The 22,361-nt window shown below is 69.0% G+C and carries 21 protein-coding genes; 7 read left to right on the top strand and 14 right to left on the bottom strand.

Annotation, left to right across the window (positions count from 1 at the left end; all coding sequences use genetic code 11):
• Positions 1-27 precede the first annotated feature (27 nt).
• Positions 28-1,275 (bottom strand): formimidoylglutamate deiminase, encoded by a 1,248-nt coding sequence (locus ACW5DW_RS05465; protein ID WP_457017745.1) that lies wholly within the window; start codon positions 1,273-1,275, stop codon positions 28-30.
• A 69-nt stretch (positions 1,276-1,344) separates the two neighbouring features.
• Between ACW5DW_RS05465 and ACW5DW_RS05460 the strand changes: the two genes are divergently transcribed.
• The 3 genes from ACW5DW_RS05460 (at position 1,345) to ACW5DW_RS05450 (ending at position 2,975) form a co-directional block, all read left to right on the top strand.
• Positions 1,345-1,530, top strand: coding sequence for a hypothetical protein (locus tag ACW5DW_RS05460; protein ID WP_457017744.1), 186 nt, complete (start codon positions 1,345-1,347; stop codon positions 1,528-1,530).
• A complete protein-coding gene (gene hutI / locus ACW5DW_RS05455; RefSeq protein ID WP_457017743.1) occupies positions 1,523-2,743 on the top strand; it encodes an imidazolonepropionase in 1,221 nt (406 codons plus the stop codon). Before ACW5DW_RS05460 ends, hutI begins: the two co-directional genes overlap by 8 nt.
• Before the next feature lie 79 nt (positions 2,744-2,822).
• Positions 2,823-2,975: a membrane dipeptidase gene (locus tag ACW5DW_RS05450; protein ID WP_457018410.1), complete on the top strand. Its 153-nt coding sequence runs from the start codon at positions 2,823-2,825 to the stop codon at positions 2,973-2,975.
• A gap of 27 nt (positions 2,976-3,002) precedes the next feature.
• Here ACW5DW_RS05450 and ACW5DW_RS05445 read toward each other — a convergent pair whose 3' ends face one another.
• The 3 genes from ACW5DW_RS05445 to ACW5DW_RS05435 form a co-directional block, all read right to left on the bottom strand.
• Positions 3,003-3,986 (bottom strand): GNAT family N-acetyltransferase, encoded by a 984-nt coding sequence (locus ACW5DW_RS05445; protein WP_457017742.1) that lies wholly within the window; start codon positions 3,984-3,986, stop codon positions 3,003-3,005.
• Positions 3,987-4,330: 344 nt separating this feature from the next.
• On the bottom strand, positions 4,331-4,516 hold the full coding sequence (locus ACW5DW_RS05440; RefSeq protein ID WP_457017741.1) for a 30S ribosomal protein THX: 186 nt from the start codon (positions 4,514-4,516) through the stop codon (positions 4,331-4,333).
• Positions 4,517-4,626: 110 nt separating this feature from the next.
• Positions 4,627-5,034, bottom strand: a complete 408-nt coding sequence (locus ACW5DW_RS05435; protein WP_457017740.1) for a MerC domain-containing protein — start codon at positions 5,032-5,034, stop codon at positions 4,627-4,629.
• Positions 5,035-5,113: 79 nt separating this feature from the next.
• On the opposite strand from ACW5DW_RS05435, the gene ACW5DW_RS05430 reads away from it, so the two are divergent.
• Positions 5,114-7,300: a TonB-dependent receptor gene (locus ACW5DW_RS05430; RefSeq protein WP_457017739.1), complete on the top strand. Its 2,187-nt coding sequence runs from the start codon at positions 5,114-5,116 to the stop codon at positions 7,298-7,300.
• A gap of 149 nt (positions 7,301-7,449) precedes the next feature.
• Positions 7,450-7,605: a hypothetical protein gene (locus ACW5DW_RS05425; protein ID WP_457017737.1), complete on the top strand. Its 156-nt coding sequence runs from the start codon at positions 7,450-7,452 to the stop codon at positions 7,603-7,605.
• A gap of 99 nt (positions 7,606-7,704) precedes the next feature.
• On the opposite strand, the gene ACW5DW_RS05420 is transcribed toward ACW5DW_RS05425, so the two are convergent.
• From ACW5DW_RS05420 to ACW5DW_RS05375, 10 genes are all read right to left on the bottom strand, one after another.
• On the bottom strand, positions 7,705-8,217 hold the full coding sequence (locus ACW5DW_RS05420) for a transcriptional repressor (RefSeq protein ID WP_457017736.1): 513 nt from the start codon (positions 8,215-8,217) through the stop codon (positions 7,705-7,707).
• 31 nt (positions 8,218-8,248) lie between these two features.
• A complete protein-coding gene (gene gltX / locus ACW5DW_RS05415; RefSeq protein ID WP_457017735.1) occupies positions 8,249-9,658 on the bottom strand; it encodes a glutamate--tRNA ligase in 1,410 nt (469 codons plus the stop codon).
• 121 nt (positions 9,659-9,779) lie between these two features.
• Positions 9,780-12,782 carry a hypothetical protein gene (locus tag ACW5DW_RS05410; protein ID WP_457017734.1) on the bottom strand — a complete coding sequence of 1,001 codons (3,003 nt, stop codon included), beginning with the start codon at positions 12,780-12,782 and terminating at the stop codon, positions 9,780-9,782.
• A gap of 204 nt (positions 12,783-12,986) precedes the next feature.
• Positions 12,987-14,168, bottom strand: a complete 1,182-nt coding sequence (locus ACW5DW_RS05405; RefSeq protein ID WP_457017733.1) for a PP2C family protein-serine/threonine phosphatase — start codon at positions 14,166-14,168, stop codon at positions 12,987-12,989.
• Positions 14,165-15,034, bottom strand: a complete 870-nt coding sequence (locus tag ACW5DW_RS05400; RefSeq protein ID WP_457017732.1) for a patatin-like phospholipase family protein — start codon at positions 15,032-15,034, stop codon at positions 14,165-14,167. The genes ACW5DW_RS05405 and ACW5DW_RS05400 overlap by 4 nt, the downstream gene beginning before the upstream one ends.
• 10 nt (positions 15,035-15,044) lie before the next feature.
• Positions 15,045-15,914 carry a patatin-like phospholipase family protein gene (locus ACW5DW_RS05395; protein WP_457017731.1) on the bottom strand — a complete coding sequence of 290 codons (870 nt, stop codon included), beginning with the start codon at positions 15,912-15,914 and terminating at the stop codon, positions 15,045-15,047.
• A gap of 19 nt (positions 15,915-15,933) precedes the next feature.
• Positions 15,934-16,272: an STAS domain-containing protein gene (locus tag ACW5DW_RS05390; RefSeq protein WP_457017730.1), complete on the bottom strand. Its 339-nt coding sequence runs from the start codon at positions 16,270-16,272 to the stop codon at positions 15,934-15,936.
• On the bottom strand, positions 16,269-16,739 hold the full coding sequence (locus ACW5DW_RS05385) for an ATP-binding protein (protein ID WP_457017728.1): 471 nt from the start codon (positions 16,737-16,739) through the stop codon (positions 16,269-16,271). The genes ACW5DW_RS05390 and ACW5DW_RS05385 overlap by 4 nt, the downstream gene beginning before the upstream one ends.
• Positions 16,736-17,110, bottom strand: a complete 375-nt coding sequence (locus tag ACW5DW_RS05380; protein WP_457017727.1) for a response regulator — start codon at positions 17,108-17,110, stop codon at positions 16,736-16,738. Before ACW5DW_RS05380 ends, ACW5DW_RS05385 begins: the two co-directional genes overlap by 4 nt.
• A complete protein-coding gene (locus ACW5DW_RS05375; RefSeq protein ID WP_457017726.1) occupies positions 17,107-18,984 on the bottom strand; it encodes an ATP-binding protein in 1,878 nt (625 codons plus the stop codon). Before ACW5DW_RS05375 ends, ACW5DW_RS05380 begins: the two co-directional genes overlap by 4 nt.
• Before the next feature lie 180 nt (positions 18,985-19,164).
• On the opposite strand from ACW5DW_RS05375, the gene ACW5DW_RS05370 reads away from it, so the two are divergent.
• Together ACW5DW_RS05370 and ACW5DW_RS05365 are read left to right on the top strand one after the other, a co-directional pair.
• Positions 19,165-21,768 (top strand): protein kinase domain-containing protein, encoded by a 2,604-nt coding sequence (locus ACW5DW_RS05370; protein ID WP_457017725.1) that lies wholly within the window; start codon positions 19,165-19,167, stop codon positions 21,766-21,768.
• The gene (locus ACW5DW_RS05365; protein ID WP_457017724.1) at positions 21,765-22,337 is read left to right on the top strand and encodes an ECF-type sigma factor; all 573 of its coding nucleotides are present in this window, start codon (positions 21,765-21,767) and stop codon (positions 22,335-22,337) included. The genes ACW5DW_RS05370 and ACW5DW_RS05365 overlap by 4 nt, the downstream gene beginning before the upstream one ends.
• Positions 22,338-22,361: the final 24 nt, after the last annotated feature.

Below are 22,361 nucleotides of genomic sequence, written 5' to 3'. Positions count from 1 at the left end.
CCGCCCAGGCAGGTAACGCGGGCCCGATCAACCACGCAACAGGTCATGCAGCGCGGTCGCGTAGCGCGCGGCGACGGCGTCGCGTTGCGGATGCTGGCCGTCGGCGACCACGCGCCGCCCGCCCACGCGCACCTCGCGCACCAGTGGCCGGTTGCCGCCGAAGATCCAGCGTTCGGCCGCATCGTCGGCATGGGCGGCGACCAGGGCGGGCGCATCCGCATCGAGCACAAGCGCATCGTCCACGTCGCTGAAGCCGGTGGCCTGCGCGGCGCTGTCCAGCACGCCGCGCAGCAGGGTCGCACCGACGCCTGGCGAGCCGGGCGAAGCGGCGATGTTGCGGCGACGCGTGGTCAGCCGCTGGCCGTACTCCAGCCAGCGCAGCTCTTCGACCGGCGAGACCGAGATGTGCGAATCCGAGCCGATGCCCCAGGCGCCACCGGCGTCGAGGTAGTCGCGCAGGCGGAACAGGCCGTCGCCGAGGTTGGCCTCGGTGGTCGGGCAGATCGCGACCGTGGCGCCGGAGCGCGCGATGCCCTGTACTTCGCCGTCGTTGAGATGGGTCGCATGCACCAGCGTCCAGCGCGCGTCGACCTCGGCATTGCGCAGCAGCCATTCGACCGGCCGCAGGTCGCGCATCGCCAGGCAATCCTGCACTTCGCCCACCTGCTCGGCGATGTGGATGTGGATGCGGGTATCGTCGGGCAACGCATCGAGCACCGTGCGCATCGCTGCCGGTGGCACCGCGCGCAGGCTGTGCAGGGCGCAGCCGACGCGGAACATGTCGTCCTGGCGCGCATGCAGCGCCTGGAACAGGCGCAGGTAGGAATCCACGTCATGGCCGAAGCGCCGCTGCCGTTCGCCAAGTTCGCGGCCATCGAAGCCACCGGTCATGTACAGCACCGGCAGCAGGACCAGGCGGATACCGGCCTCGCGCGCGGCCGCGGCCAGCGCATCGGACATCGCCGTCGGCGTGGCGTAGGCGCTGCCGTCGGGCGCGTGGTGCAGGTAGTGGAACTCGCAGACCGTGGTGTAGCCGGCCTCGAGCATCTCGACGTACAGCTGCGCGGCAACGGCATGCAGCGAATCGGGATCGAAGCGCGCGGCCATGCGGTACATGGTTTCGCGCCAGGTCCAGAACGAATCAGAGGGATGCGTCTGCCGTTCGGCCAGCCCGGCCATCGCGCGCTGGAAGGCATGCGAATGCAGGTTGGCGATCCCGGGCAGGCGCCAGCCTGCGGCGACGGCTTCGATCGGTGGCGCTGGCAAGGTGGACATGGGCGGATGGACGGCGGCGGGAGTGGGTTAGGCTACCGCGCTGGCGTTCCCCTTTCACGGGCGGTGTGCATGCTCGAAAGTCTCGCGATCCTCGTCCTCGTGCTGCTGGCGGTGGTGCTGGTGCTGGCCAAGGCGCGCGATCGCCTGCGCACGCCGGGCGCGCGGCGAAGCCGCGGCGAAGATGCCGGCGCTGCCTCCGGCGACGTGCGCCGCGATGGCGACGGCGATGGTGGCGATGGAGGCGGCGGTGACTGAAGCCTGGGACGGTGTGCTCCTCGGCGCCAGCCTGGCGACGCTGGACGGCGATGCGGGCTACGCCGCGATCGAGGACGGCGCCCTGGGCTGGCGCGAGGGCCGCATCGTCTTTGCAGGCCGCCGCGATGAACTGCCTGGCGCTCCGGAGCGACTGGCCGATTGCGTGGTCGAGGCCGACGGCGGCTGGATCACGCCGGGGCTGGTGGATTGCCACACCCACCTGGTATTCGCAGGCGACCGCGCGGCCGAGTTCGAGCAGCGCCTGCATGGCGCCGGCTACGAGGAGATCGCGCGCAGCGGCGGCGGCATCGTGTCGACCGTGCGTGCCACCCGCGCCGCCGACGAGGATGCGCTGCTGGCGCAGTCGCTGCCGCGCGCACGTGCGCTGCTGGGCGACGGCGTGACCACGCTGGAGATCAAGTCCGGCTACGGGCTGGATTTCGACGGCGAGCGCAGGATGCTGCGCGTCGCGCGCCGCATCGGCCAGTCGCTGGGCGTCGACGTACGCACCACCTTCCTCGGCGCGCACGCGCTGCCCCCCGAGTACGCCGGGCGCGCCGACGATTACATCGAAGCGGTCTGCGACTGGCTGCCGCGGCTGCACGACGAAGGGCTGGTCGACGCGGTCGATGCCTTCGCCGAACGGATCGGCTTCAGCGCCGCGCAGACGCGGCGCGTGTTCGAGCTCGCGCACGGGCTTGGCCTGCCGGTGAAGCTGCACGCCGACCAGCTCAGCGATGGCGGCGGCGCCGCACTGGTGGCGGAGTTCGGCGGCCTGTCGGCGGACCATGTCGAACACACGTCGCCGGCCGGAGTGGCCGCGATGGCACGCGCCGGCACGGTCGCAGTGCTGCTGCCTGGCGCATTCCACGTGCTGCGTGACACGCAGCTGCCGCCGCTGGCCGGGTTCCGCGCACAGGGCGTGCCGATGGCCGTGGCCACCGACTGCAATCCGGGCACCTCCCCGCTGCTGTCGCTGCGCCTCGCGATGCAGCTGGCGTGCACGCATTTCCGCCTGACGCCTGAGGAAGCGCTGCGCGGTGCCACGGTCAACGGCGCGCGCGCGCTGGGCCTGCACGACCGCGGCGTGCTGCGCGCCGGCCTGCGGGCGGACTTCGTCCACTGGAACATCGCCCACCCGGCGGAGCTGTGCTACTGGCTGGGTGGCACGCTGGTGCGCGCGGTCTACGCCGACGGCCACCAGCTCTGCTGAAACCCGACCCTCCGGAGACCACCACGCATGTTCCTGCGCCCTGCCCTGCTCCTCGCCCTGACCCAGTGCCGGCGACGAGCTGGCCGATGGCCTGCGCTCGGTGGCCGACTTCCCTAACCTGGTCGCCGGCCTGCAGGCGCGCGGCTATTCCGACGCGGACATCCGCAAGATCCTCGGCGGGAACCTGTTGCGGGTCTGGCGGGACGTGGAAGCCGGCGCGACGCCGCGCTGATCGCCTATTGGCGCTTCATGGCCAGGATCAGGCGGCCTGCGCCTGCTCCAGCGGGCTGCCCAGCGTCTTTCCAGCCAGCATCCGCCAGACCAGCGCCTCGGTCGCCAGCAGCGGGCCGGCGCGGCGCACGTCGATCCAGTGCAGGCTCTGGCTGCCGGTGCTCAGCCGACGCTTGTAGTCCTGGGTGCCGCCGAGGAAGTCGAACAGTTCCCAGCCCGCGTCGATGCCGTGCTCGATGACCGCATGCAGGGCCGCGACACCGGGGCTGTCGTAGCGCGGCAGCGCGCCGTAGTTGAACCCGGAGCTGTAGTAGTAGCGGCGCCCGCGCCATTGCAGGGCAAACAGGTAGCCCACGACCAGGTCCCCGGCGGTTACCCGGATCAGCTCGACCAGGCCGCTGGCGACGCCACTGGCCACCAGCTCGCCATGGAAGGCGCGGAAATAGGGGCTGGCGAAGGAACCGGCAGCGCCTCTACCCTCCCAGCGCCGCTCATGCAGTTGCCGCAAGGCGCCCAGCCACTCCAGGGCAAGCTGCGGGGTGTCGGCGATGTCCACGCGCAATGAGCCTTGCGCTGCGTACGCGCGGCGCACCTGCGACAGGTTGGCCCGGGTCTTCTTGGGCAGGTGGTCGACATAGCGCCGCCCCGACGCACGGACCGCCGCCATGTCGACGGTGTACGCCGGACGCGCGCATACCGAGTACGCACGCAGTCCATCGGGCAGCGCCGCCTGGATCTCGTTGCCGTGACCGGTGGCCGGTACCTGGATCCGCCGCCAGCCGCGGCAGCGCTGCGATATCGCCTCGAAGAACGCCGCGTAGGCAGCGATCTCACGACCGCGCCTGACCAGCAGCCCCACGTATTCGGGCGTGATCTCGTCGATCATCTCGTCGCCGGTTTCCTGAAGACGGATCGAATGGCTGCCGAAGGCCTTGCGCAGGCCGCGTTCCGGCACCCGCACCAGCATGCCAAGCGCGACCAGCCCCTGCCCGTCGCGGATGCGGCACAGCACAGGCCGGACCGACGCCGGCAAATGCTTCAGCCAGGTCGAGACCCATGCCCATGAGGTGAAGGGGGAACCATCGGCGCTGGCCTCCAGCCCGGACCACTCCGCGGACAGATCGGAACAGGCGTCCGCGTCCACGAATTCAACACGACAACGATCGATGGACCACCCCCTGCTGGCTGCGTGAGGCTTAACGCGGATTCGGGTTGAGCGCGGACACCCGGAGCGCGATCTTTCCGCCCATCGGGGCGCTACGGCACCCCGAGTCCATACACCTCGGGAAGGCGAGCGGCCAGCAACGAAAAAGCCCCGCGTCAGCGGGGCTTTTCGGTCAGACGCAAAGCGCGGGCTTACTCGCCCCTTGCAACCACCTTCTTCACCGCCTTGCGGACGGGCGCCTTGGTCGCGGTCTTCGCGGTCTTCGCCACCGGCGCACCAGCGCTGCCCGTCGCCTTGGCCACGGCCTTGGGGCGCGCGTTGCCGTAGCTGGAGGAATAGCGCTTGCCCTTGGCGGTCTTGCGGTCGCCCTTGCCCATCAGTCTTGCTCCTGGAATCTCTGGAAATCGGCTCGGGGTGTCCGGCCGCCGCGCGGTCGCGCGAGGGGGCGCATTCTATCACGCAGGCCGGCGGCGCAATCCGCCGCGGCTCAGTGGGCGCAGCTGGCGTCGTGCACGTGGCCATGGTTGAGGCGCAGGTTCACCAGGTGCCCGACCGCCACCAGGGTGCCACCCAGCGTCATCGCCACCGCGTGCGGCACCACCGATTCGTGCAGCGGCGCATAAAGCACCGCAAGCCAAAGCACCGCCAGGCCCGAGAGCAGCAGTCCAAGCGCCCGCAGCGCGCGATGGCGGCGATAGCCCCAGAGCAGGCTGAAGGCGCCGAGCAGGGTCGCGAACACCACGAAGCCCAGCTCCAGGCCATCGCTGAGCCAGAGCGCGAGTCCGAACGAGGGCAGCGCCGCGATCAGCAACGGCAGCAGCGCGCAGTGTGCCGCGCACGCAAGCGAGCCTGCGGCGCCGAAACGGTCCAGCCAATGGCGTTGTCGTGGGGTCATGACGTTCGGGAGGTTGACAGCTGCGCCGTGCGCGATACGTAATACTATAACATCACCTGTTCCGGAATCAATCTACCCCATGCTCGTGCCCGTCCCCTTCACCCTGCTCCCCCACCGCCTCGCCTCAGCCCTGGCGCTCGCCCTGTGCGCCGTGCCCGCGCTCGCCGCGCAGGACGATCCGCGCCACGTCGAGGTCAAGGATCTGGACGAGGTCGTGGTCCGTGCCACCCTGCTTCCGCACACCGCCGAGACCCTGACCCGCCCGGTCGAAGTGTTGGCCGGCAGCCGCCTCGACGAAGTGCGCGCCGCCACCCTGGGCGAAACCGTCAGCCGCCTGCCGGGCGTGCAGTCCTCGTACTTCGGCCCGGGCGTTGGCCGGCCGATCATCCGCGGCCTGGAGGGCGCGCGCGTGCAGGTGCTGAGTGACGGCCTGGCCTCGGGCGATGTTTCCACCGTCAGCGTCGACCACGCCGTGTCGATCGAGCCCTTCCTCGCCGACCAGGTCGAGGTGCTCAAGGGCCCGTCCACCCTGCTGTACGGCAGCGGCGCGATCGGCGGTGCGGTCAACGTGGTCGAGGGGCGCATCCCCGAACAGGCCACCGACACGCCCCTGCAGGGTCGCGCCGAGCTGCGCGCGGGCAGCGGCAACGACGAGCGAACGGGCATGCTGCGCCTGGACGGCACCTCGTCCTCGGGCAACCTCGTTTTCCACGTCGACGCCCTGCATCGCGAGACCGGCGATTACGACATCCCCGGGTTTGCCGAGCGCGCGGCGCTGCATGAGGGCGGGCACGAAGAACCCGACCACGCCGAAGATCCGTACGGCACGCTGCCCAACAGCGCCGTGCGCACCGACAGCGCCGCGCTCGGCCTGTCCTGGGTGGGCGACCGCGGCTTCCTCGGCGCCGGTGCGAGCATGTTCAACAGCCGCTACGGCGTGCCCGGGCACGCCCACGCGCACGGCCACGACGACGATGGCCACGATCATGATAACGACGACGCGGATGGCCACGAGGAGACCGTCCACATCGTCATGGACCAGCGCCGCCACGAACTGCGCGGCGGCCTGGACCGCCTCGGTGCGTTCGACACCCTGCGCGTGAAGCTGGCGCACAACGCCTACACGCACACCGAGTACGAGGGCCGTGCGGTCGGCACCGTGTTCGACAACGACAGCGCCGAGCTGCGCGCCGAACTGGTACATCGCGACTGGTCAGGCTGGGACGGCGCCTTCGGCCTGCAGGCGTCGCGGCGCGATTTCCGTGCGGTCGGCGACGAGGCGTTCGTGCCGGATTCGGAAACACGCGACATCGGCCTGTTCTGGATCGGCCGCCACGCATTCGGCAACATCGACCTGGAGGTCGGCGCACGCCACGACCGCAACCGCATCGAGGTAGGCGACGCGGCCATCGGCCCCTCGCGCGACTTCGACGCAAGCAGCCTGTCGGCCGCGGCACGCTGGCATTTCGGAGACGACCTGCACCTGTCGTTCGGCCTGGACCGCGCACAGCGTTCGCCGACCGCCGAAGAGCTGTACTCCAACGGCCTGCACGTGGCCACGCGCAGCCACGAATTCGGCAACCCGCAGCTCGGCAACGAGACCGCCAACCGCGCCGAGCTCGGCCTGCACTGGCACCGTGGCCCGCTGACGTTCGGCCTCTCGCTGTACGCGCTGGACTACCGCGATTTCATCTACCTGGCCGACACCGGCATCGAGGACGACGGCGCGACGGCGCGCGTGTGGAACCACGCCGACGCTCGCTTCACCGGCGGCGAGATCGACCTGCGCTGGACCCTGCTCGACAACGGCGACGCCCGCTGGACCATGCGCGGCTTCGCCGATGCGGTGCGCGGGCGCCTGGCCGGCGAAGGCACGCGCGAGGTGTCTTTCGCGGTGCCCCACGGCGACCATGCCCACCACTACACCGCCGAGCTCGCGCTTGCCGGCGACCTGCCCCGGATCGCGCCGTGGCGCGTCGGCGCGGAAATGCGCTGGGAAGGCGGTGCCTGGCGCGCCGGCATCGGCGCGATCCGCCACGCGCGCCAGGACCGCGTGGCCGCACACGAGGACGAATCGCTCGGCTACACCCTGGTCAACGCCAACCTGGCCTGGCACCACGACACCGCTGGCGGCAATGCGCTGGAGCTGTTCCTCGACGGCACCAACCTGCTGGACGAAGAGGCGCGGCCGCACACCTCGGTGCTGAAGGACCTCGCGCCACTGCCCGGACGCAGCGTCGCTGCGGGAGTACGTGTGTTCTTCTGAGCGCATCGCGCCCCTGACCCGCCCTGCGCGCGCGGCGGAACCCTTCGAGTGTCCACCGCGCCGCGCAGCACCGCCTTGATCCGGCGCAATGCCGGGCCCCGGCCGACCGCACAGACTGGCCCCGACACCAGACAACGAGGAGCCGGGAAATGCATCCGATATTGCGGGAAGTCCTTACACAGCCGGTCGGCTGGCTGACCATCGCCGGCGCGCTGATCATGCTGGCGATGCCGGTGGCGACCGCGCTGTTCATTCGGCGGCGCATGCGCGAGGAAGCGGAAGGCCGCAGTCGCGAAGGCGAGTAACTGACGGCTGCAGGGGTTCCTGAGCGCCAGGACTGGACGCGACAGCCGATCCACGTTCCAGCCTGCGGGAGATGATGCGTTCCCGGCGCGCCCTTGCGATCAGGCCGGTGCGAGATCCCGCTGCACGCACTGCGCGCACAGTCCATGCACTTCCAGCGTCTGCGCCTGCGGCACGAAGCCCAGCGCGCGCGCGCGCTCATCCAGCGAAGCGACCACGTCCGCGTCCTCCAGCTCCACCGCGTTGTGGCAGCGGTCGCAGATCAGGAACGGCACCGAATGCTGCGCGCTGTCTGGATGGTGGCAGGCGACGAAGGCGTTGACCGACTGCAGCTTGTGGATGAAGCCGTTGGCGAGCAGGAAATCCAGCGCGCGATACACCGTCGGCGGCGCATCGGCGCCAACGCCTTCCTCCGAACGCACCATGTCGAGCAGGTCGTAGGCCTTGACCGGCTTGCCGGCCTGGGCCACCAGGCGCAGCACGCGCGCGCGGATCGGCGTCAACCGCAGCCCGCGCTCCTGGCAGGCAAGCTCCACCGCGCGCACGAACGATTTTGCATCGTGTACGTGCGCTTCGGGATCGATGCAGTCGTGATCGTGCGTGTGCTTTGCCATGTACCGATGATGGCGCCGACGCGCCGGCTTCTCAACCGCTGGCGGCGGGCACCCGCGCGATCGCGGCCTCGATGCGGCGCAGCGCCTCGTCGCGACCGGCCAGATACACCGTGTGCGCGATGTCCGGGCTGACCTGGGTACCGGTGATCGCCACGCGCAGCGGCTGCGCCACCTTGCCCATGCCCAGGCCCAGGGCCTCGGCGGTCGCATGCAGCGCCGCGCCGATGGCGTCGACCGACCACTGCGGCAGCGCCGCCAGCCGGTCACGGGCATCGTGCAGCGGCGCGTCCGCGCCGGCCTTGAGGTGCTTGGCGACCGCTGCCTCGTCGTACTGCTGCAGCGGCCCGAACCAGACCGCCGCGCGCTCGGCCATGTCCTTCAGCGTCTGCACGCGATCGCGCAATGCGACCACGATGTCGGCGGGCGCCGGGCCCTTCGACAGATCGTAGCCGCACTGCTGCAGGTGCCACTGCAGGTGCCCGGCCACGTCCGCCGGATCGTCGTTCTTGAGGTATTGCTGGTTGAGCCAGCCGAGCTTGGCCGGATCCAGCCGCGCGGCCTTGGCGTTGACGTTGGCGAGCTCGAACAGCTGCCGCATCTCGGCAATCGAGAAAATCTCCTGGTCCCCATGCGACCAGCCCAGCCGCACCAGGTAGTTCAGCAGGGCATGCGGCAGGTAGCCCGCGTCGCGGTACTGCATGACGTCGGCCGCGCCGGTGCGCTTGCTCAGCTTCGCGCCCTGCTCGTCGAGGATCATCGGCAGGTGCGAGAACGCCGGCACCGCTGCGCCCAGCGCCAGATAGAGGTTGATCTGGCGCGGGGTGTTGTTGACGTGGTCGTCGCCGCGCACCACGTCGGTGATGCGCATGTCGATATCGTCGACCACCACCGCGAAGTTGTAGGTGGCGTAGCCGTCAGGGCGGAAGATCACCAGGTCGTCGAGTTCGCTGTTGGCGATCTCGATCCGGCCCTTCACCTTGTCATCCCAGGCGACCACGCCATCCACGGGATTCTTGAAGCGGATCACGCGATTCGGATCCTCGCGCCTGGCTTCATTGCGCTCGCGGTACGCGCCGTTGTAGCGCGGCTTGCCGCCCGCGGCCATCGCCGCCTCGCGCATCGCGTCGAGCTCCTCCCTGCTCTCATAGGCGTAATAGGCCTTGCCTTCGGCAACCAGTTGCTCGGCCACCTCGCGGTAGCGGTCCAAGCGATGGGTCTGGTAGATCGGGCCCTCGTCGTAGTCCAGGCCCAGCCAGGCCATGGCGTCGAGGATGGCGTCGATCGCCGCCTGGTTGCTGCGCTCGCGATCGGTGTCCTCGATGCGCAGCACGAACTCGCCGCCGCGATGGCGCGATTCCAGCCAGCAGTACAGCGCGGTGCGCGCTCCGCCGATGTGCAGATAGCCGGTGGGACTGGGGGCGAAGCGGGTGCGACAGGACATGGCGAGACCAGACCGTGGGGATCCGCCATTTTACCCTGCGCACCCCTGCCGGGCCGGCCGGACGAGGAACTGCCACGGTGCCCACGAACCAGCCTCGCGCCGGTCCGTGGGCCAGCGCAGGTTACAGGCCGATACCGACGCCGATCATCCCCGAGCGCTCGGAGCCGCTGAAGGCTCCGCCCAGCGTAACCGCAGCACGCGACGTGATCCGATGCTGCACGCCTACCGACAACGCGTTTTCGCCGTTGGAATGGCCCACGCCCGCGCCGATCCGGGTACGGTGCTCGCCCTGCACCGCAGCGGCACTGGCCGCCATGCCGATCATCGCACTGCCCATCGCTCCCTGGCGGTCAATGCGACGGTCCTGCCGGATGAAGCGATCATTGACCTCATTGCGGAAAGCGTTGAAGTCGTCATTGAACGCGGCAAACACGCTGTCGGTATAGGCCTTGGCATTGGCGACCGCCTGCGTCGCCGCGCCGTCGGCATGGCTGCGCGCCGATTGCAGGGTGATCGCATCACCGCTGTCGGCATGGGCCCTGGCCGATGCCAGGGTCTCGGCGTCCGCCACACTCATGTCGCTGCGGATCACGGATTCACGCACGTCGGTATGGGTATTGGCCGACTCCAGCGTGGCCGCGTCGCCGGCATCGGCGTAAGTCGTGGCCTCGGTCAGCGTCTGCGCATCGCCGGCTTCCACCATCTGCGCCACCGCCGCCATGTCCGCGTCCCCTGGACCTTCTGGACCCACGGGCCCCTGGGGCCCCGCTGGACCCTGTGGACCGGCGTGGCCGGCCGCCCCGGGATCGCCCTGTGGCCCGGCTGGACCCTGCGGACCTGCGGGGCCCGCTGGACCCTGCGGACCTGCAGGCCCAGCGCCCACACCCCCGGCCAGTGCAGTCAGCCGTGTATCGACCGCCGCAAAGGCCGCCGCCACATTGCTGTAATCGGCCCCCTGAATGCTGAACGTCGGAGGGGTGAACACGCCATCGACAAGGCTGGCGCCACCGCCCATCCAGCCCACCAGGGTGCGCAACTGGCCGACGTTGACCGCATCGTTGGCCATGCGACCGTCGGCGATGTTCACCAGCCGCGCGAACCTGTCGCTGGCGAAGGCCACCCCGAACACGTCGACATCGCCCGCCACGTGGCCAAACGACACTACGCCGGACTCGCGCGCGACCGCCTGGAAGCCGACGGCAGTACTGGAATTTGCCAACGTTTGCGACTGGACGCCGAACGCACTGGAGAACATTCCGCCGGCGATGTTCTGGGTTCCAAACGCATTGCTGTAGACGCCATTGGCAGTGTTCTCAAGACCGATCGCATTGCCGCCCTGGGCGAACGCCGCACTGCGGGTGCCGAATGCACTGCTGTTGATGCCGCTGGCCAGATTGTCAGCGCCGAATGCCGAACTGTTCCAGCCGCTGGCCGCGCTGTTGTTTCCGAACGCACTGCTGTGGTCGCCGCTGGCCGTGTTCTGCTGTCCGAAGGCGCTGGCGTGGGCGCCTGACGCGTTGTTTGCCTTGCCAAAGCCAATGCTGTCTGCGCCGCTGGCGATATTGTCGGCACCCAAGGCACTGCTGCCACTTCCGCTGGCGGCATTGGAAAGACCGAACGCGATGCTGTAACCGGAACTGGCTGAATTCGAGGTTCCGATCGCTGCGCTGTTGTCGCCCACGGCTTCATTCACGCGGCCGAATGCAACGGCATCGACACCGTCCGCAGCATTGCCTGCACCAAATGCGCTGCTGTAGTCGCCCGTGGCGGTATTGCCATGACCGAACGCACTGCTGTACCCGCCGTCGGCGGTATTGTTGTCGCCGAACGCGCTGCTCCCGGCACCATGCGCGGCGTTGTAGCTGCCGAACGCGCTGCTGTACTCGCCGCCAGCAGTGTTGCCTCCACCGAACGCGTTGCTGTACTCGTTGTTCGCATGGTTGTAGCCGCCGAAGGCATTGCTCTCTTCCCCGGAAGCCTCGTTTCCTTCGCCGAACGCCCGGCTGGAATATGCACTGGCGACGTTCAGCAGGCCAAGGGCGACGCTGTAGTCCGCACTGGCGATATTCGAGTGGCCCAGGGCGGTGCTGCTGATGCCATCGGCCTCATTGAAGCGGCCGAATGCGCTTGCGTATTGCCCTGAGGCGACATTCCCGTCGCCGAATGCATTGCTGGCCTCGCCACTGGCGACGTTATCGCGACCGAATGCCGTACTGTATTCAGCTACCGCACTGTTCTGCACACCGAAAGCGCTGCTTTCCCTGCCATTGGCGCTGTTGTCGAAGCCAAACGCGTTGCTCAGGTACCCCCGCGCCTGATTGCCGGCGCCCACGGCACTGGACATGGTGCCTTCGGTCGAGTTGAAGTAGCCAAGGGCACTGGACATGATCGCTTTGGACCAGTTGTCGAGACCTATCGCGTTGCTGTACTGGGCACCGGACGTGTTGCGGCCGCCGATCGCGATGCTGTGGTTCCCCATGGCCTCGTTGTCATGGCCAAGCGCGACGCTGGCTGCGCCGAGCGCCAGCACTCCATTGCCGAGCGCCACGCTCCACTGGCCCAGTGCGGCAGCGACCTCAGTCCTGTCGGGGAACCCGTCACCATCGTCGTCAATGGTGTAGTCGACCACGCCATTGCTGTTCAGGTCGAACCAGTTCCCCATGGCCAGGCTGAACTGACCTTCGGCCCGGCTGCCCCAACCGAAGGCCACGCTGCGCGCCTCGGTGGCAACACTATCGTGGCCCACGGCCACACTGCCCCAGCCGCTGGCGACGTTCAAACCACCGAGCGCGCTGCTGTAATCGCCACTGGCACGATTGCTCGTGCCGAACGCGGCGCTGGAACTGCCGCTGGCGACATTCGAGGACCCGAAGGCGCTGGCTGCGTAGCCGCTGGCATTGTTCCCACTCCCATAGGCCGACGTTGTTGGATGGCAAGTGGTGTTATCCCCCTTGGCCGGGTCCTCGTTGCCCTGGTCGGTGCCGGGGGCCGGGTCGACCGGCGCGCCATTCGCATGCTGGCATGGTTCGTCCGCCCAGACCGGCGAGGCGATGGCAAGCAGGATCAGGGCGAGCGAGCTTGCCAACGGCTGTCGACGGACGGCGATGCGATGCGAAATGGTCATTCCTGGCTCCTGATGGCGTGGACGGGCGTTTTTGTGCCCGTTCCCCATGAGTGCGCAGAACAGCGATGGATTTGATCATCGGCAGCGCAAAGAGCTTGGCGGCTGGTTCCCACGACGAGGCTGCCGGGCCTGGAATGCGCGCGCAGGCCGTCGCCAGTCCACGCCGCCGCGTGCACGGTGGGGCGCACATGACGCTGGTCGCGCTCAGCTCCGGCGATGCACGACCAGCAGGGTGATGTCGTCGAATTGCGCGGCGTCCGCCATGACCGCCTGCAGATCCTCCCGCACGTCGGCAACGGTATCGCGCGCGCTGCGATCACCAGCCCCGATCCGCGACAGCAGACGCTGTTCCGAATAGGCCACGCCCCCGGCATCGACCGCGTCGGTCACGCCATCGGTGAAGGCCACCAGGGTTTCGCCCGTGTCGATGACGATGCTCGCCGCGGTGAACACCGCGCCGGGCATCAGGCCCACCGCAGGTCCGGTCGAGGCCAGGCGTGTACGCGCGCCGCCCGGGCCGCAGACCACCGGCGCCTCATGGCCACCGTTGACATAGACCAGTGCACCGGATCGCGGATCGAGGACCGCAAGGAAGATCGTGGCGAACATGTTGTCGCGCTCGTGGACCCGCGCGATGTAGTCGTTGACGCCGGACACCAGTTCGCAGGCCTGGCTGGCGAGATCGCCCTTGGCTTCGAAAATCCGCTCTGCCTGCGCACGCAGCAGGCTGCGGAACAGCGCCATGAACAGCGCCGCGCCGACGCCCTTGTCACAGACGTCGGCCACGACCAGCACGATGCGCTGCCCTTCGCGCAGGGCATACGCGTCGTAGAAATCACCGCCGACATGACGTGCCGGCTGGAACCAGGCCGCGAGGTCCCAACCTGACGGCTGTGGCAGGACGTGCGGCAGGAAGCCCGCCTGGATCGTGCGCGCGATGTCCATTTCGCGCTGCAAGCTGCGTGCGTACAGGTGCTCGCGGTCGCGCAGGCGCTTGCGCGCTAGGCTGGCCTCGACGCGTGCGCGCAGGATGTGTGGATTGAAGGGCTTGGGAAGGTGGTCGTCCGCACCCAGCTCGATGCCCTTGATCACGCTGTCGGTGTCGTCCAGCGCCGAGATCAGGATCACCGGCACGTGGCACAGCCCGGCATCGGCGCGCAGGTGAGCCAGCAGCTCGTAGCCGTTCATCTCCGGCATCATGATGTCGAGCAGCACCAGGTCGAAGTCTCTGGCGCGCAGGCATTCCAGCGCCTCGCGGCCATTGGCCGCGGTCGCGGTGACGTGGCCCTCGCGCTGCAGCCGACGCACCAGCAGGTCGCGATTGGCCTCGGTGTCGTCAACCACGAGGATGCGCGCCGGTTCGGTCATCGGGCGCAGGCTGCTCATGCCACCGCGCCCGCGGCTTCGCCGAGTCCAAGCTGCCGCAGATAGGGCAGGGCCGCCAGCGTGGCGCGCTCGCCCTGTTCGATGATGTACGGAATCAGGTGGGCATCGCCGAACTCGATGGGACGATCGAAGCTCGGCATGATCGGGATGATCTCGGCGTGGTGGACGGCGCTGTAGAAGGCGTAGGTCGAATGCAGCAGGTTGTTGATGGCCACCGCCATGGCCTGGTTGCCGATGCCCAGCAGCGAATCGATGCGCGCCATCGGCGGCCTGGCGAAGCCCATGGCGAGGATGATTTCCGCCCCTTCGCGGATCGCCAGGCTGATCGGCAGCGGGTCGGACACCCCGCCATCGATCAGCAGTCGCCCGTCCACCGGCCAGGGGCGCAGCAGCAGCGGCATCGCGATGCTGGCGCGCACCGCATCGGCGATCGATCCGCTGCTCAAGGCCACCTTGTCGCCCGAGTGCAGGTCGGTGGCGGCGATATGCAGGGGGATGCAGGTGTCGGCGAAGGTTCTGTCGCCGAACAGCCTGGCGAGATTGGCGCCCACCGCCGCGTCATCTATCAGGCCGATGCGCTCGCTGAAGCCGAAGCGACGCGGCAGCAGGCTGCGCAACACCGAGCGGTAGTGGATGCGGCCAAACAGGCCCTGCCACATGCCGCGGCTGAACGCGTCGGCTTCGTCCGCGCTGCGGCCCAGCGCCATGCCCGCCATGTAGATGCTGCCGCCGCTGCAGCCGACCACCATGTCGGGGCTGATGCCCTCGCGTTCGAGCACCTTCCACATGCCCACTGCGGCGGCGCACTTGACGCCACCGGAGCCCACCACCAGCGCGACCCGCGGGCGACCGCGCGCCGCCGCCATGGGTCCCGCTTCAGACACCGGCGGCCTGCAGCGCCTGCAAGATATGCGGCAGCTGCGCTTCGGTGGCCCGCTCGCCCTGTTCGATGACGTGCGGGATCTCGGCGGTGTCGAACAGGCGGATCGGGCGACCGAAATCAGGCAGCACCGGGATGATCTCGGCGTGGTGCGCCAGGTTGTGGAAGGCGTAGTTCGCGCGCAGCAGGTTGTTGGTGTAGACGCTGTTGACCTGGAACGCGAACCGCGTCGCCGAGCGGATCCGGCTCGGATACGGACTCTCGAAGCCCATCGCCAGGATCACGTCGGCGCCCTCGCGGATCGCGACATCGATCGGCAGCGGATCGGACGCGCAACCGTCCATCAGCATGCGGCCATCGATCTTCCACGGCTTCCAGACATAGGGGATGGCGATGCTGGCGCGGATCGCGTCGCGCACCCGGCCCTTGCCCAGCACCACCTTCTGCCCGTTCTCCAGGTCGGTGGCGACCACATGCAGCGGCGTTTTCGCATCCTCGAAGCGCCGGTCACCGAAGATCCTCTCCAGCGCCGCCATCATCGGCCGGTCGTCGACCATGCCGAAGGCACCATCGAACTTGAACAGACGTGGCATGAACGCGCTGAGCATCGAGCGCAGGTCGCGGCGCCGGGTCAACGACGGCGTCCACAGGCCACAGGTGAGGCGCTCGCAGGTGTCCAGGTCGTAGCCCAGCGCCATCACCGATGCGTACAGGCTGCCGCCGCTGCAGCCGACCAGCAGGTCGATGTCGATGCCTTCGCGCTGCAACACCTTCCACATGCCGAGTGCAGCCGCGCACTGCACGCTGCCCGCGCCGATCACGACCGCCACGCGCTTGCGCCTTTCCGGCCTGGTCACTGCGTCCATCACCTCTCTCCTGCGGGCCTCAGCCCGCGTAGCTGTCCATGGCGGCCGCGACGTCGTCGTAGCACTTCATGATCGTGGTGAAGCCGCTCATCTCCAGCACCTTCAAGACCGGCGGATTGATGCTCGCCAGGCGCAGGTCGCCGCCACCCTGGCGGGCCTGCTTCACCGTGGCGAGCAGGGCGCGCAATCCGGCGCTGCTGGTGTAGAGCACGCCGGCCAAATCGGCCACCAGCCGCGTCTGTCCCGTCTCCACCAGTTCCTTCAGCGTGCCCAGCAGGTGTTCGGCAGTCAGGCCATCCACGCTGCCCGAGATGACGACGACCGAGGCATGCTCGCCGGACTGCAGTTCGATGTTCATGTGCGTGTCTCCTGCTCTATGTGTGTCTGGAATCTCGTTTCGCTTTTGCCGACATGCCTGACCAGCCGGTACGCATTGCCGCGCTCCGCGCCCGGCGCCCATCCGACTTCGTCCATGACCCGGCGCACCAGGTGCCAGCCCAGCCCGCCGACTTCGCGATCGGCCCAGCCTGCGTCGAGGCCCGGCGCCGGGATCGAAGCCGGATCGAACCGCGGCGCCTGGTCGGCAATCAACACGGTGATCCGATCCGGCCCACGGCTCACGCGGATCTCGACCGGACCGGGTCCGGCGCGATAGCCGTGCCTGACGATGTTGACGAAGACCTCCTCCGACGCCAGCCGCAGATCGGCGTACGCGTCGGCATCGACGCCGGCACAGGCCGCGTCGAGGAAGGCTGTCAGCCGCGTAAGGTCCTGCAGCCGTGCGGCGCGGACCGTCATGCCTGCATCGGCGTCCGGATCACTCATTGCCCCGCGCCACGCCGCGCGAGCGCGCCCACCTTGCCCAGCAGTCGATCGAGGTCGACGGGCTTGGTGTCGAAATCGTCGCAGCCGGCCTCCAGCGCCCGCATGCGGTCGTCGGCCATCGCGTGCGCGGTCAACGCGATGACCGGGATGGCCGCTGTCCGTGCGTCCGCCTTGAGCTGGCGGGTGGTGTCCCATCCGTCCATCACCGGCAGGCCCATGTCCATCAGGATCAGGTCGGGGAGTTCGCGCGACGCCAGCTCGAGCGCGATGCGTCCGTCCCCGGCGATCGTGACCTGATGGCCGCGCCGGGACAGCCGCCGCGACAGCATGTCGCGATTCATCTCGTTGTCTTCGACCAGCAGGATTTTCATGACGCGCCCACCGGGATCGGCCGCGGGATGCCCGAAGGCAGGTAGCGGGCAACCGCCTGCACCAGGCTGTCCTGCTGCACCGGCTTGACCAGGTAGTCGGCCGCACCGATCGACAGGCCCAGCGCCTGCTGCTCGGTCACCGAGATCATGACCACCGGGATCGACGCGAGCCGGGGATCGGTCTTGAGTTCGGTCAGCACGCTCCAGCCGTCGGCGCCCGGCATCAGCACGTCGAGCAGGATCAGCCCGGGGCGGCGTTTGCGCGCAATGCGCAGTCCGTCGGCGCCATTGCTCGCGAATTCCACGCGCAGGCCCTGGCGCACCAGCATCCGGCCGATGACATCGGCACCGGCTGCGTCGTCATCGATGACCAGCACCGTGCGCGCTTCGGCCGCGGCCTGTTCGCTGGCCTGCTCTCCCGGCGCGGCCGCCGGATGCAGCTGTTCGGAGTCGCCCGATTCGGCCGGCAGGCGGATGGTGAAGGTGGTACCGACGCCAGGGGCGCTGCGCATCGCGACTTCGCCGCCCAGCATCTCCGCGAACCGCCGCGTCAGCACCAGGCCCAGTCCACTGCCGCCGTACTTGCGCGTGGTCGACACGTCGGCCTGCGAAAACGGCTGGAACAGGCTGCGCTGCTGCTCGGGCGAGATGCCGATGCCGGTGTCCTCGATCTCGAACGTCAGCCAGTCGCCTGAAGTCCCCGTCGCGCGGCGCACGCGCACGCGGATCTCGCCGTTTTCGGTGAACTTGGCGGCGTTGCCGATCAGGTTGAACAGCAACTGGCGCAGCTTGGTGACATCTGTGTGCATCGTCCCCAGCCCGTCCGCCTCGATCGTGAGCCGGTTGCGCTTCTTGTCCACCAGCGGGCGCATCGTGGCGACCACGTCGTCGAGCAGCGTGCGCACCGCGACCTCCTCCAGGTCGAGCTGCATCTTCCCCGCCTCGATCTTGGACAGGTCCAGCACGTCGTTGATCAGGCGCAGCAGGTGCTTGCCGGCCTTGTGGATCTTGCGCAGGTCCGGGACCAGGTGCTCCTCGCCGGACTCTTGCGCCTCTTCGACCAGCAGTTCGCTGTAGCCGATGATCGCGTTCAGGGGCGTGCGCAGTTCGTGGCTCATGTTGGCCAGGAACAGGCTCTTGGAGCGGTTGGCCGCATCCGCCTCCTCCTTGGCCTGCACCAGCTGCGCGCTCTTTTCCTCGACCTTGAGGTTCTGCTCCTGCAGTAGCCTGCGGTTGCGCACGAAGCGCTTGCTCTGCAGGTGCGAGAACAGGGCGAAGACCGCGGCGATCAGGAAGATGCCGACGATGCTCGCCAGCGTGGTCAGCAGCGTGGCGTCGAAGTCCAGCCGATAGCCGGTGAACCAACCGCAGGCGATGATCCCCACCGCGATTCCCTGCAGGCCGCGCCCGGCGAGGCGCGGGCCACCCACGCCCACGTTGCCCAGGTTCATGCCCATCAACATCATCACGCTTGGCCAGGGGCTGAAGTGCATGGCGGCGACCAGTCCCCCCACCATCACCGCGTCCACCAGCAGGTTGAGGTGTTCGGCGCGCCTGGAATCGCGGCTGCTGCGTGCGTGCAGGTAGGCCAGCTGCGGCCACAGCGTGCCCCAGCACAGCAGCAGCGCGACCAGCAGCGGGCCGGCGCGCCCGCTGGCATGGAAGACCGAGTAGATGACCACCGACAGCAGCGGCATGCACGACATGCGCGAGACGTAGTCGAGCCTGACGATCGGATGCAGTGAGGGCCGTGCTCTTGTCGCCTGCTCCCTGCGAACAGGTGCGAACTCGGGCAACAGCGGCGCCACGCTGCCGGCCGACGCGGCGGCCGGTGCCCACTGCGGGCTTGAGGCCATTGAATACGGGATGTCCATGCGGGCTGTCGTCGAGTGGCGGGCGTTTCGTGCCCCTTTCCCATGACTGCGCAGGACGGCGGCGGATTTGATCATCGAGATCGAAACGTCCGGTTTCCGCCGGCCAGGACGTTTCACTCGAAGTCCGGACGTGCGCCGCCGCAGTGGCGCCGTGCTGTCCCGGCGCGGCAGGGGAACCCGATGCAAGACCGCTATCTGCAGGCCAAGGCGCTTGCCATGGAGGCGCTGGAGCTTGCACCGGATGCCCGCGAGGCCTGGCTGGTGGAGCGCTGCGCAGGCGATGCCGGGCTGCGCGCCGAAGTGGACTGGCTGATCGCCGCCGCCCGCACCGGGCCCGACGATCCGCTGGCCCCAGGCTGGCCACAGGCCGGGACCGCGTCGCTGCAGGAAGGCAGCCGCGTCGACGCGGCGCAGCCGGGCCAGTACCGCATCCTCCGCCTGCTGGGCGAAGGCGGCATGGGCGTGGTCTATCTGGCCGAGCGCGACGATGGCGATGCCCGCCAGTTGGTCGCACTCAAGCTGCTGGCCAGCGCCGGCCCGCACGGCGCGCGCCTGGCGCAGCGCATGGCCGAGGAGCGCCGCATCCTTGCCACGCTGCAGCACCCCAACATCGCCCACCTGCTGGACGGCGGCATCACCGGCGACGGCCAGCCCTTCATCGCGCTGGAATACGTGGAAGGCGAGCGCATCGACCGCTGGTGCCAGTCGCGGGAGCTGCCGCTGCGCGAGCGCGTGGAACTGTTCCTCAAGGTCTGCGCGGCCGTCGAACACGCACACCAGCGGCTGGTGGTCCATCGCGACCTGAAGCCGGCCAACATCCTGGTCACCCCGCAGGGCGAACCCAAGCTGCTGGATTTCGGCATCGCCCGGCTCATCGAGGCACATGCCCCGGCCGAGCCGACCGGCACCGCGCACCGCGCCCTCACCCTGGCCTATGCCAGCCCGGAGCACGTGGCCGGCAAGCCGCTGACCACCGCGACCGACGTCTGGTCGCTGGGCATCGTGCTGTACGAACTGCTGGCCGGCGCGCGCCCGCACCAGGCGATGGAGTCCGGCCACCTGCTGCCCGATGCCATCGTCTCGGGCGAGATCCGCCCACCCAGCAGCGCACCGCACACCGGCAATGCCGATACGGACCGCAGCGCACGCACGATCAGCCACGCGGTCGGCCGGATTCCCGCCGACATCGATGCGATCGTGCTCAAGGCACTGCGGCACGCGCCCGAGGACCGCTATCCCTCGGTGGCCGCACTGTCGGAGGACCTGCGCCGATTCCTGGATTCGCGTCCGGTGTCGGCACGGCGCGGCCATGCGCTGTACCGGCTGCGCCGCTTCGCCTGGCGCCAGCGCTGGCCGCTGGCGGCGGCGTCGGTGTTGCTGCTGCTGGCTGGCGGCTTCCTGTTCGAACGCGAGCGCCAGCTGCAGCAGGTGATCGCCGAGCGCGGCAAGGCGCAGGCGCTGGCCGGCTTCATGACCGAGCTGTTCGCCAATGCCGATCCCTCGCGTTCGCGCGGCGAGCAGATCACCGTGCGCGAGGTGCTGGACCGCGGGGCCGCCAACCTGCTCGCACGCAACGACCTTCCGGCTGCGACCCGCAGCGACCTGCTGGAAAGCGTGGCCGATGCCTATATCGGCCTGCAGCTGGGGACATCGGCGCTGCCGCTGCTGCAGGAAGCCCTCGCCCTGCGCGAAGCGTCCGGCGCGCCCTCGACGGAGATCGCGGCACTGCTGTCCAGGATCTGCGAGCAGCAGGAGAAGCAGGGCGACAACGCCATTGCCATCGCGACATGCCGGCGCGGCCAGGCGCTGCTGGATCCCGACGACCCGGCGCAGCGCGACCTGTGGCTGGGCCTGCGCGTGCAGGAACTGCGTGCCGAGGACCTGATGGGCGCGCGTCCTGCCGTGGACATCGTCGCCGACCTGCACGCGCTGCTCCCGGAACTGGGCGACAGCGACAGCAACCATGAGCAGCACGGGTACCATCTGAACGCGCTGGAAGCCCTGGCCAACGCGCAGCAGCGCGGCGGCGACCTGGACGGCGCCATCGCCACCGAGCGCGAGGCGGTGGCGCTGGCCGAACGCCTGCACAGCGACAGCCCACACGTGATGCTGACCATGCGGCTCAACCTGGCCACACTGGTGACGCGCAAGGATGCAAAGGCCGGCATCGACCTGCTGCGCGAACTCGATCGCGACTACGTGCGCCTGATCGGCCCCAGCACGGTGCAGCGGGCGGTGCTGTTGAACCAGCTCAGCGTCAGCTACATCCATCTCGGCGATATCGTCAACGGCCTGGAGACCAGCCAACGCGCCGTCGACATCGCCCGCGACACCACCCAGGGCGACAACCGCCTGTACCTGCAGCTGGCCGTGGCCCATGCGATGACACTCGGCCGTGCCGACCGCCGCGCCGGGGGCATCGCGCTGCTGCGCGAGGTGCTGCCGCTGCTGGAAGCGCGCAGCACACCGGGCGTGGATGCGATCAACCATGCCTATGCGCTTGCGGCGCTGGGCCACATGTTGATGGACAACGACCAGCTGCCGGCCGCGCTGGAGGCGTTCACCAGCGCCGAACGCATCGCCCTGCCGCATGCGGCCGATGTGATGGTGGTGTACTACAACGCCATCAGCGGCCTGATCAAGGCGCGGGCCAAGCAGGGTGATACCGCCGCGATGCGCGCCGTCGCCGCGGGCTACGGCGGGCTGCTGGACGAACTCAAGCTGACCGACGACGCCCACTGGCGGCGAAGCCTGGACAAGCTGCTCGCAGACCTGCCGTCATGAATGCGAAGCCGGCCCCGCCCGAGATCACGCGCCTGCTGCAGGCCGCCGCCGACGGCGAGCCCGCGGCGATGGACCAGGTGGTGCACGGGCTGTACCAGGCGTTGCACCAGCTGGCGGCGGCGCAGCTGGGGCGCGAGCGCCACGACCCGATGCTCAGCGCCACCGTGCTGATCAACGAAGCCTGGCTGAAGCTGTTCGCGGGTGCAGCCCTGCCGCCGATGGAGAACCGCGGCCATCTGCTGGGCCTGGCCGCGCACGCGATGCGCCAGGTGCTGATCGACCATGCGCGCCGACGCATGTCGGCCAAGCGCCCGCAGGACCAGGATCGCCTGCAGCTGACCGAAGTAGCCGAAAGCCTGGGCGAGGAAGTCGAGCCCGATGCACTGGAAGCCGCGCTCGACCGGCTTGCCACCCTCGATGAACGCCAGGCTCGGATCGTCGACATGCGCTTTTTCGCCGGCCTGACCGGCGAGCAGATCGCGGCAGCGACCGGGCTCTCCACCGCCACCGTGCAACGCGAGTGGCGGATGGCGCGCGCCTGGCTGCGGCGCGAGCTCGAGGTCGACTGAGGCTTGGGCGTTCTACAATCCCCG

The organism is Luteimonas sp. A482 (genome assembly GCF_054072655.1).
The sequence above is the reverse complement of the archived record's forward strand: the minus strand, read 5'-3'. Positions and strand labels throughout refer to the sequence as shown.

What these genes read in the sequence shown, in the direction of transcription:
- ACW5DW_RS05465 (WP_457017745.1), bottom strand. Translation starts at nt 1,275, where the DNA reads ATGTCCACCTTGCCAGCGCCACCGATCGAAGCCGTCGCCGCAGGCTGG.
- ACW5DW_RS05460 (WP_457017744.1), top strand. Translation starts at nt 1,345, where the DNA reads ATGCTCGAAAGTCTCGCGATCCTCGTCCTCGTGCTGCTGGCGGTGGTG.
- ACW5DW_RS05440 (WP_457017741.1), bottom strand. Translation starts at nt 4,516, where the DNA reads ATGGGCAAGGGCGACCGCAAGACCGCCAAGGGCAAGCGCTATTCCTCC.
- ACW5DW_RS05435 (WP_457017740.1), bottom strand. Translation starts at nt 5,034, where the DNA reads ATGACCCCACGACAACGCCATTGGCTGGACCGTTTCGGCGCCGCAGGC.
- ACW5DW_RS05430 (WP_457017739.1), top strand. Translation starts at nt 5,114, where the DNA reads ATGCTCGTGCCCGTCCCCTTCACCCTGCTCCCCCACCGCCTCGCCTCA.
- ACW5DW_RS05425 (WP_457017737.1), top strand. Translation starts at nt 7,450, where the DNA reads ATGCATCCGATATTGCGGGAAGTCCTTACACAGCCGGTCGGCTGGCTG.
- ACW5DW_RS05420 (WP_457017736.1), bottom strand. Translation starts at nt 8,217, where the DNA reads ATGGCAAAGCACACGCACGATCACGACTGCATCGATCCCGAAGCGCAC.
- gltX (WP_457017735.1), bottom strand. Translation starts at nt 9,658, where the DNA reads ATGTCCTGTCGCACCCGCTTCGCCCCCAGTCCCACCGGCTATCTGCAC.
- ACW5DW_RS05410 (WP_457017734.1), bottom strand. Translation starts at nt 12,782, where the DNA reads ATGACCATTTCGCATCGCATCGCCGTCCGTCGACAGCCGTTGGCAAGC.
- ACW5DW_RS05405 (WP_457017733.1), bottom strand. Translation starts at nt 14,168, where the DNA reads ATGAGCAGCCTGCGCCCGATGACCGAACCGGCGCGCATCCTCGTGGTT.
- ACW5DW_RS05400 (WP_457017732.1), bottom strand. Translation starts at nt 15,034, where the DNA reads ATGGCGGCGGCGCGCGGTCGCCCGCGGGTCGCGCTGGTGGTGGGCTCC.
- ACW5DW_RS05395 (WP_457017731.1), bottom strand. Translation starts at nt 15,914, where the DNA reads ATGGACGCAGTGACCAGGCCGGAAAGGCGCAAGCGCGTGGCGGTCGTG.
- ACW5DW_RS05390 (WP_457017730.1), bottom strand. Translation starts at nt 16,272, where the DNA reads ATGAACATCGAACTGCAGTCCGGCGAGCATGCCTCGGTCGTCGTCATC.
- ACW5DW_RS05385 (WP_457017728.1), bottom strand. Translation starts at nt 16,739, where the DNA reads ATGAGTGATCCGGACGCCGATGCAGGCATGACGGTCCGCGCCGCACGG.
- ACW5DW_RS05380 (WP_457017727.1), bottom strand. Translation starts at nt 17,110, where the DNA reads ATGAAAATCCTGCTGGTCGAAGACAACGAGATGAATCGCGACATGCTG.
- ACW5DW_RS05375 (WP_457017726.1), bottom strand. Translation starts at nt 18,984, where the DNA reads ATGGACATCCCGTATTCAATGGCCTCAAGCCCGCAGTGGGCACCGGCC.
- ACW5DW_RS05370 (WP_457017725.1), top strand. Translation starts at nt 19,165, where the DNA reads ATGCAAGACCGCTATCTGCAGGCCAAGGCGCTTGCCATGGAGGCGCTG.
- ACW5DW_RS05365 (WP_457017724.1), top strand. Translation starts at nt 21,765, where the DNA reads ATGAATGCGAAGCCGGCCCCGCCCGAGATCACGCGCCTGCTGCAGGCC.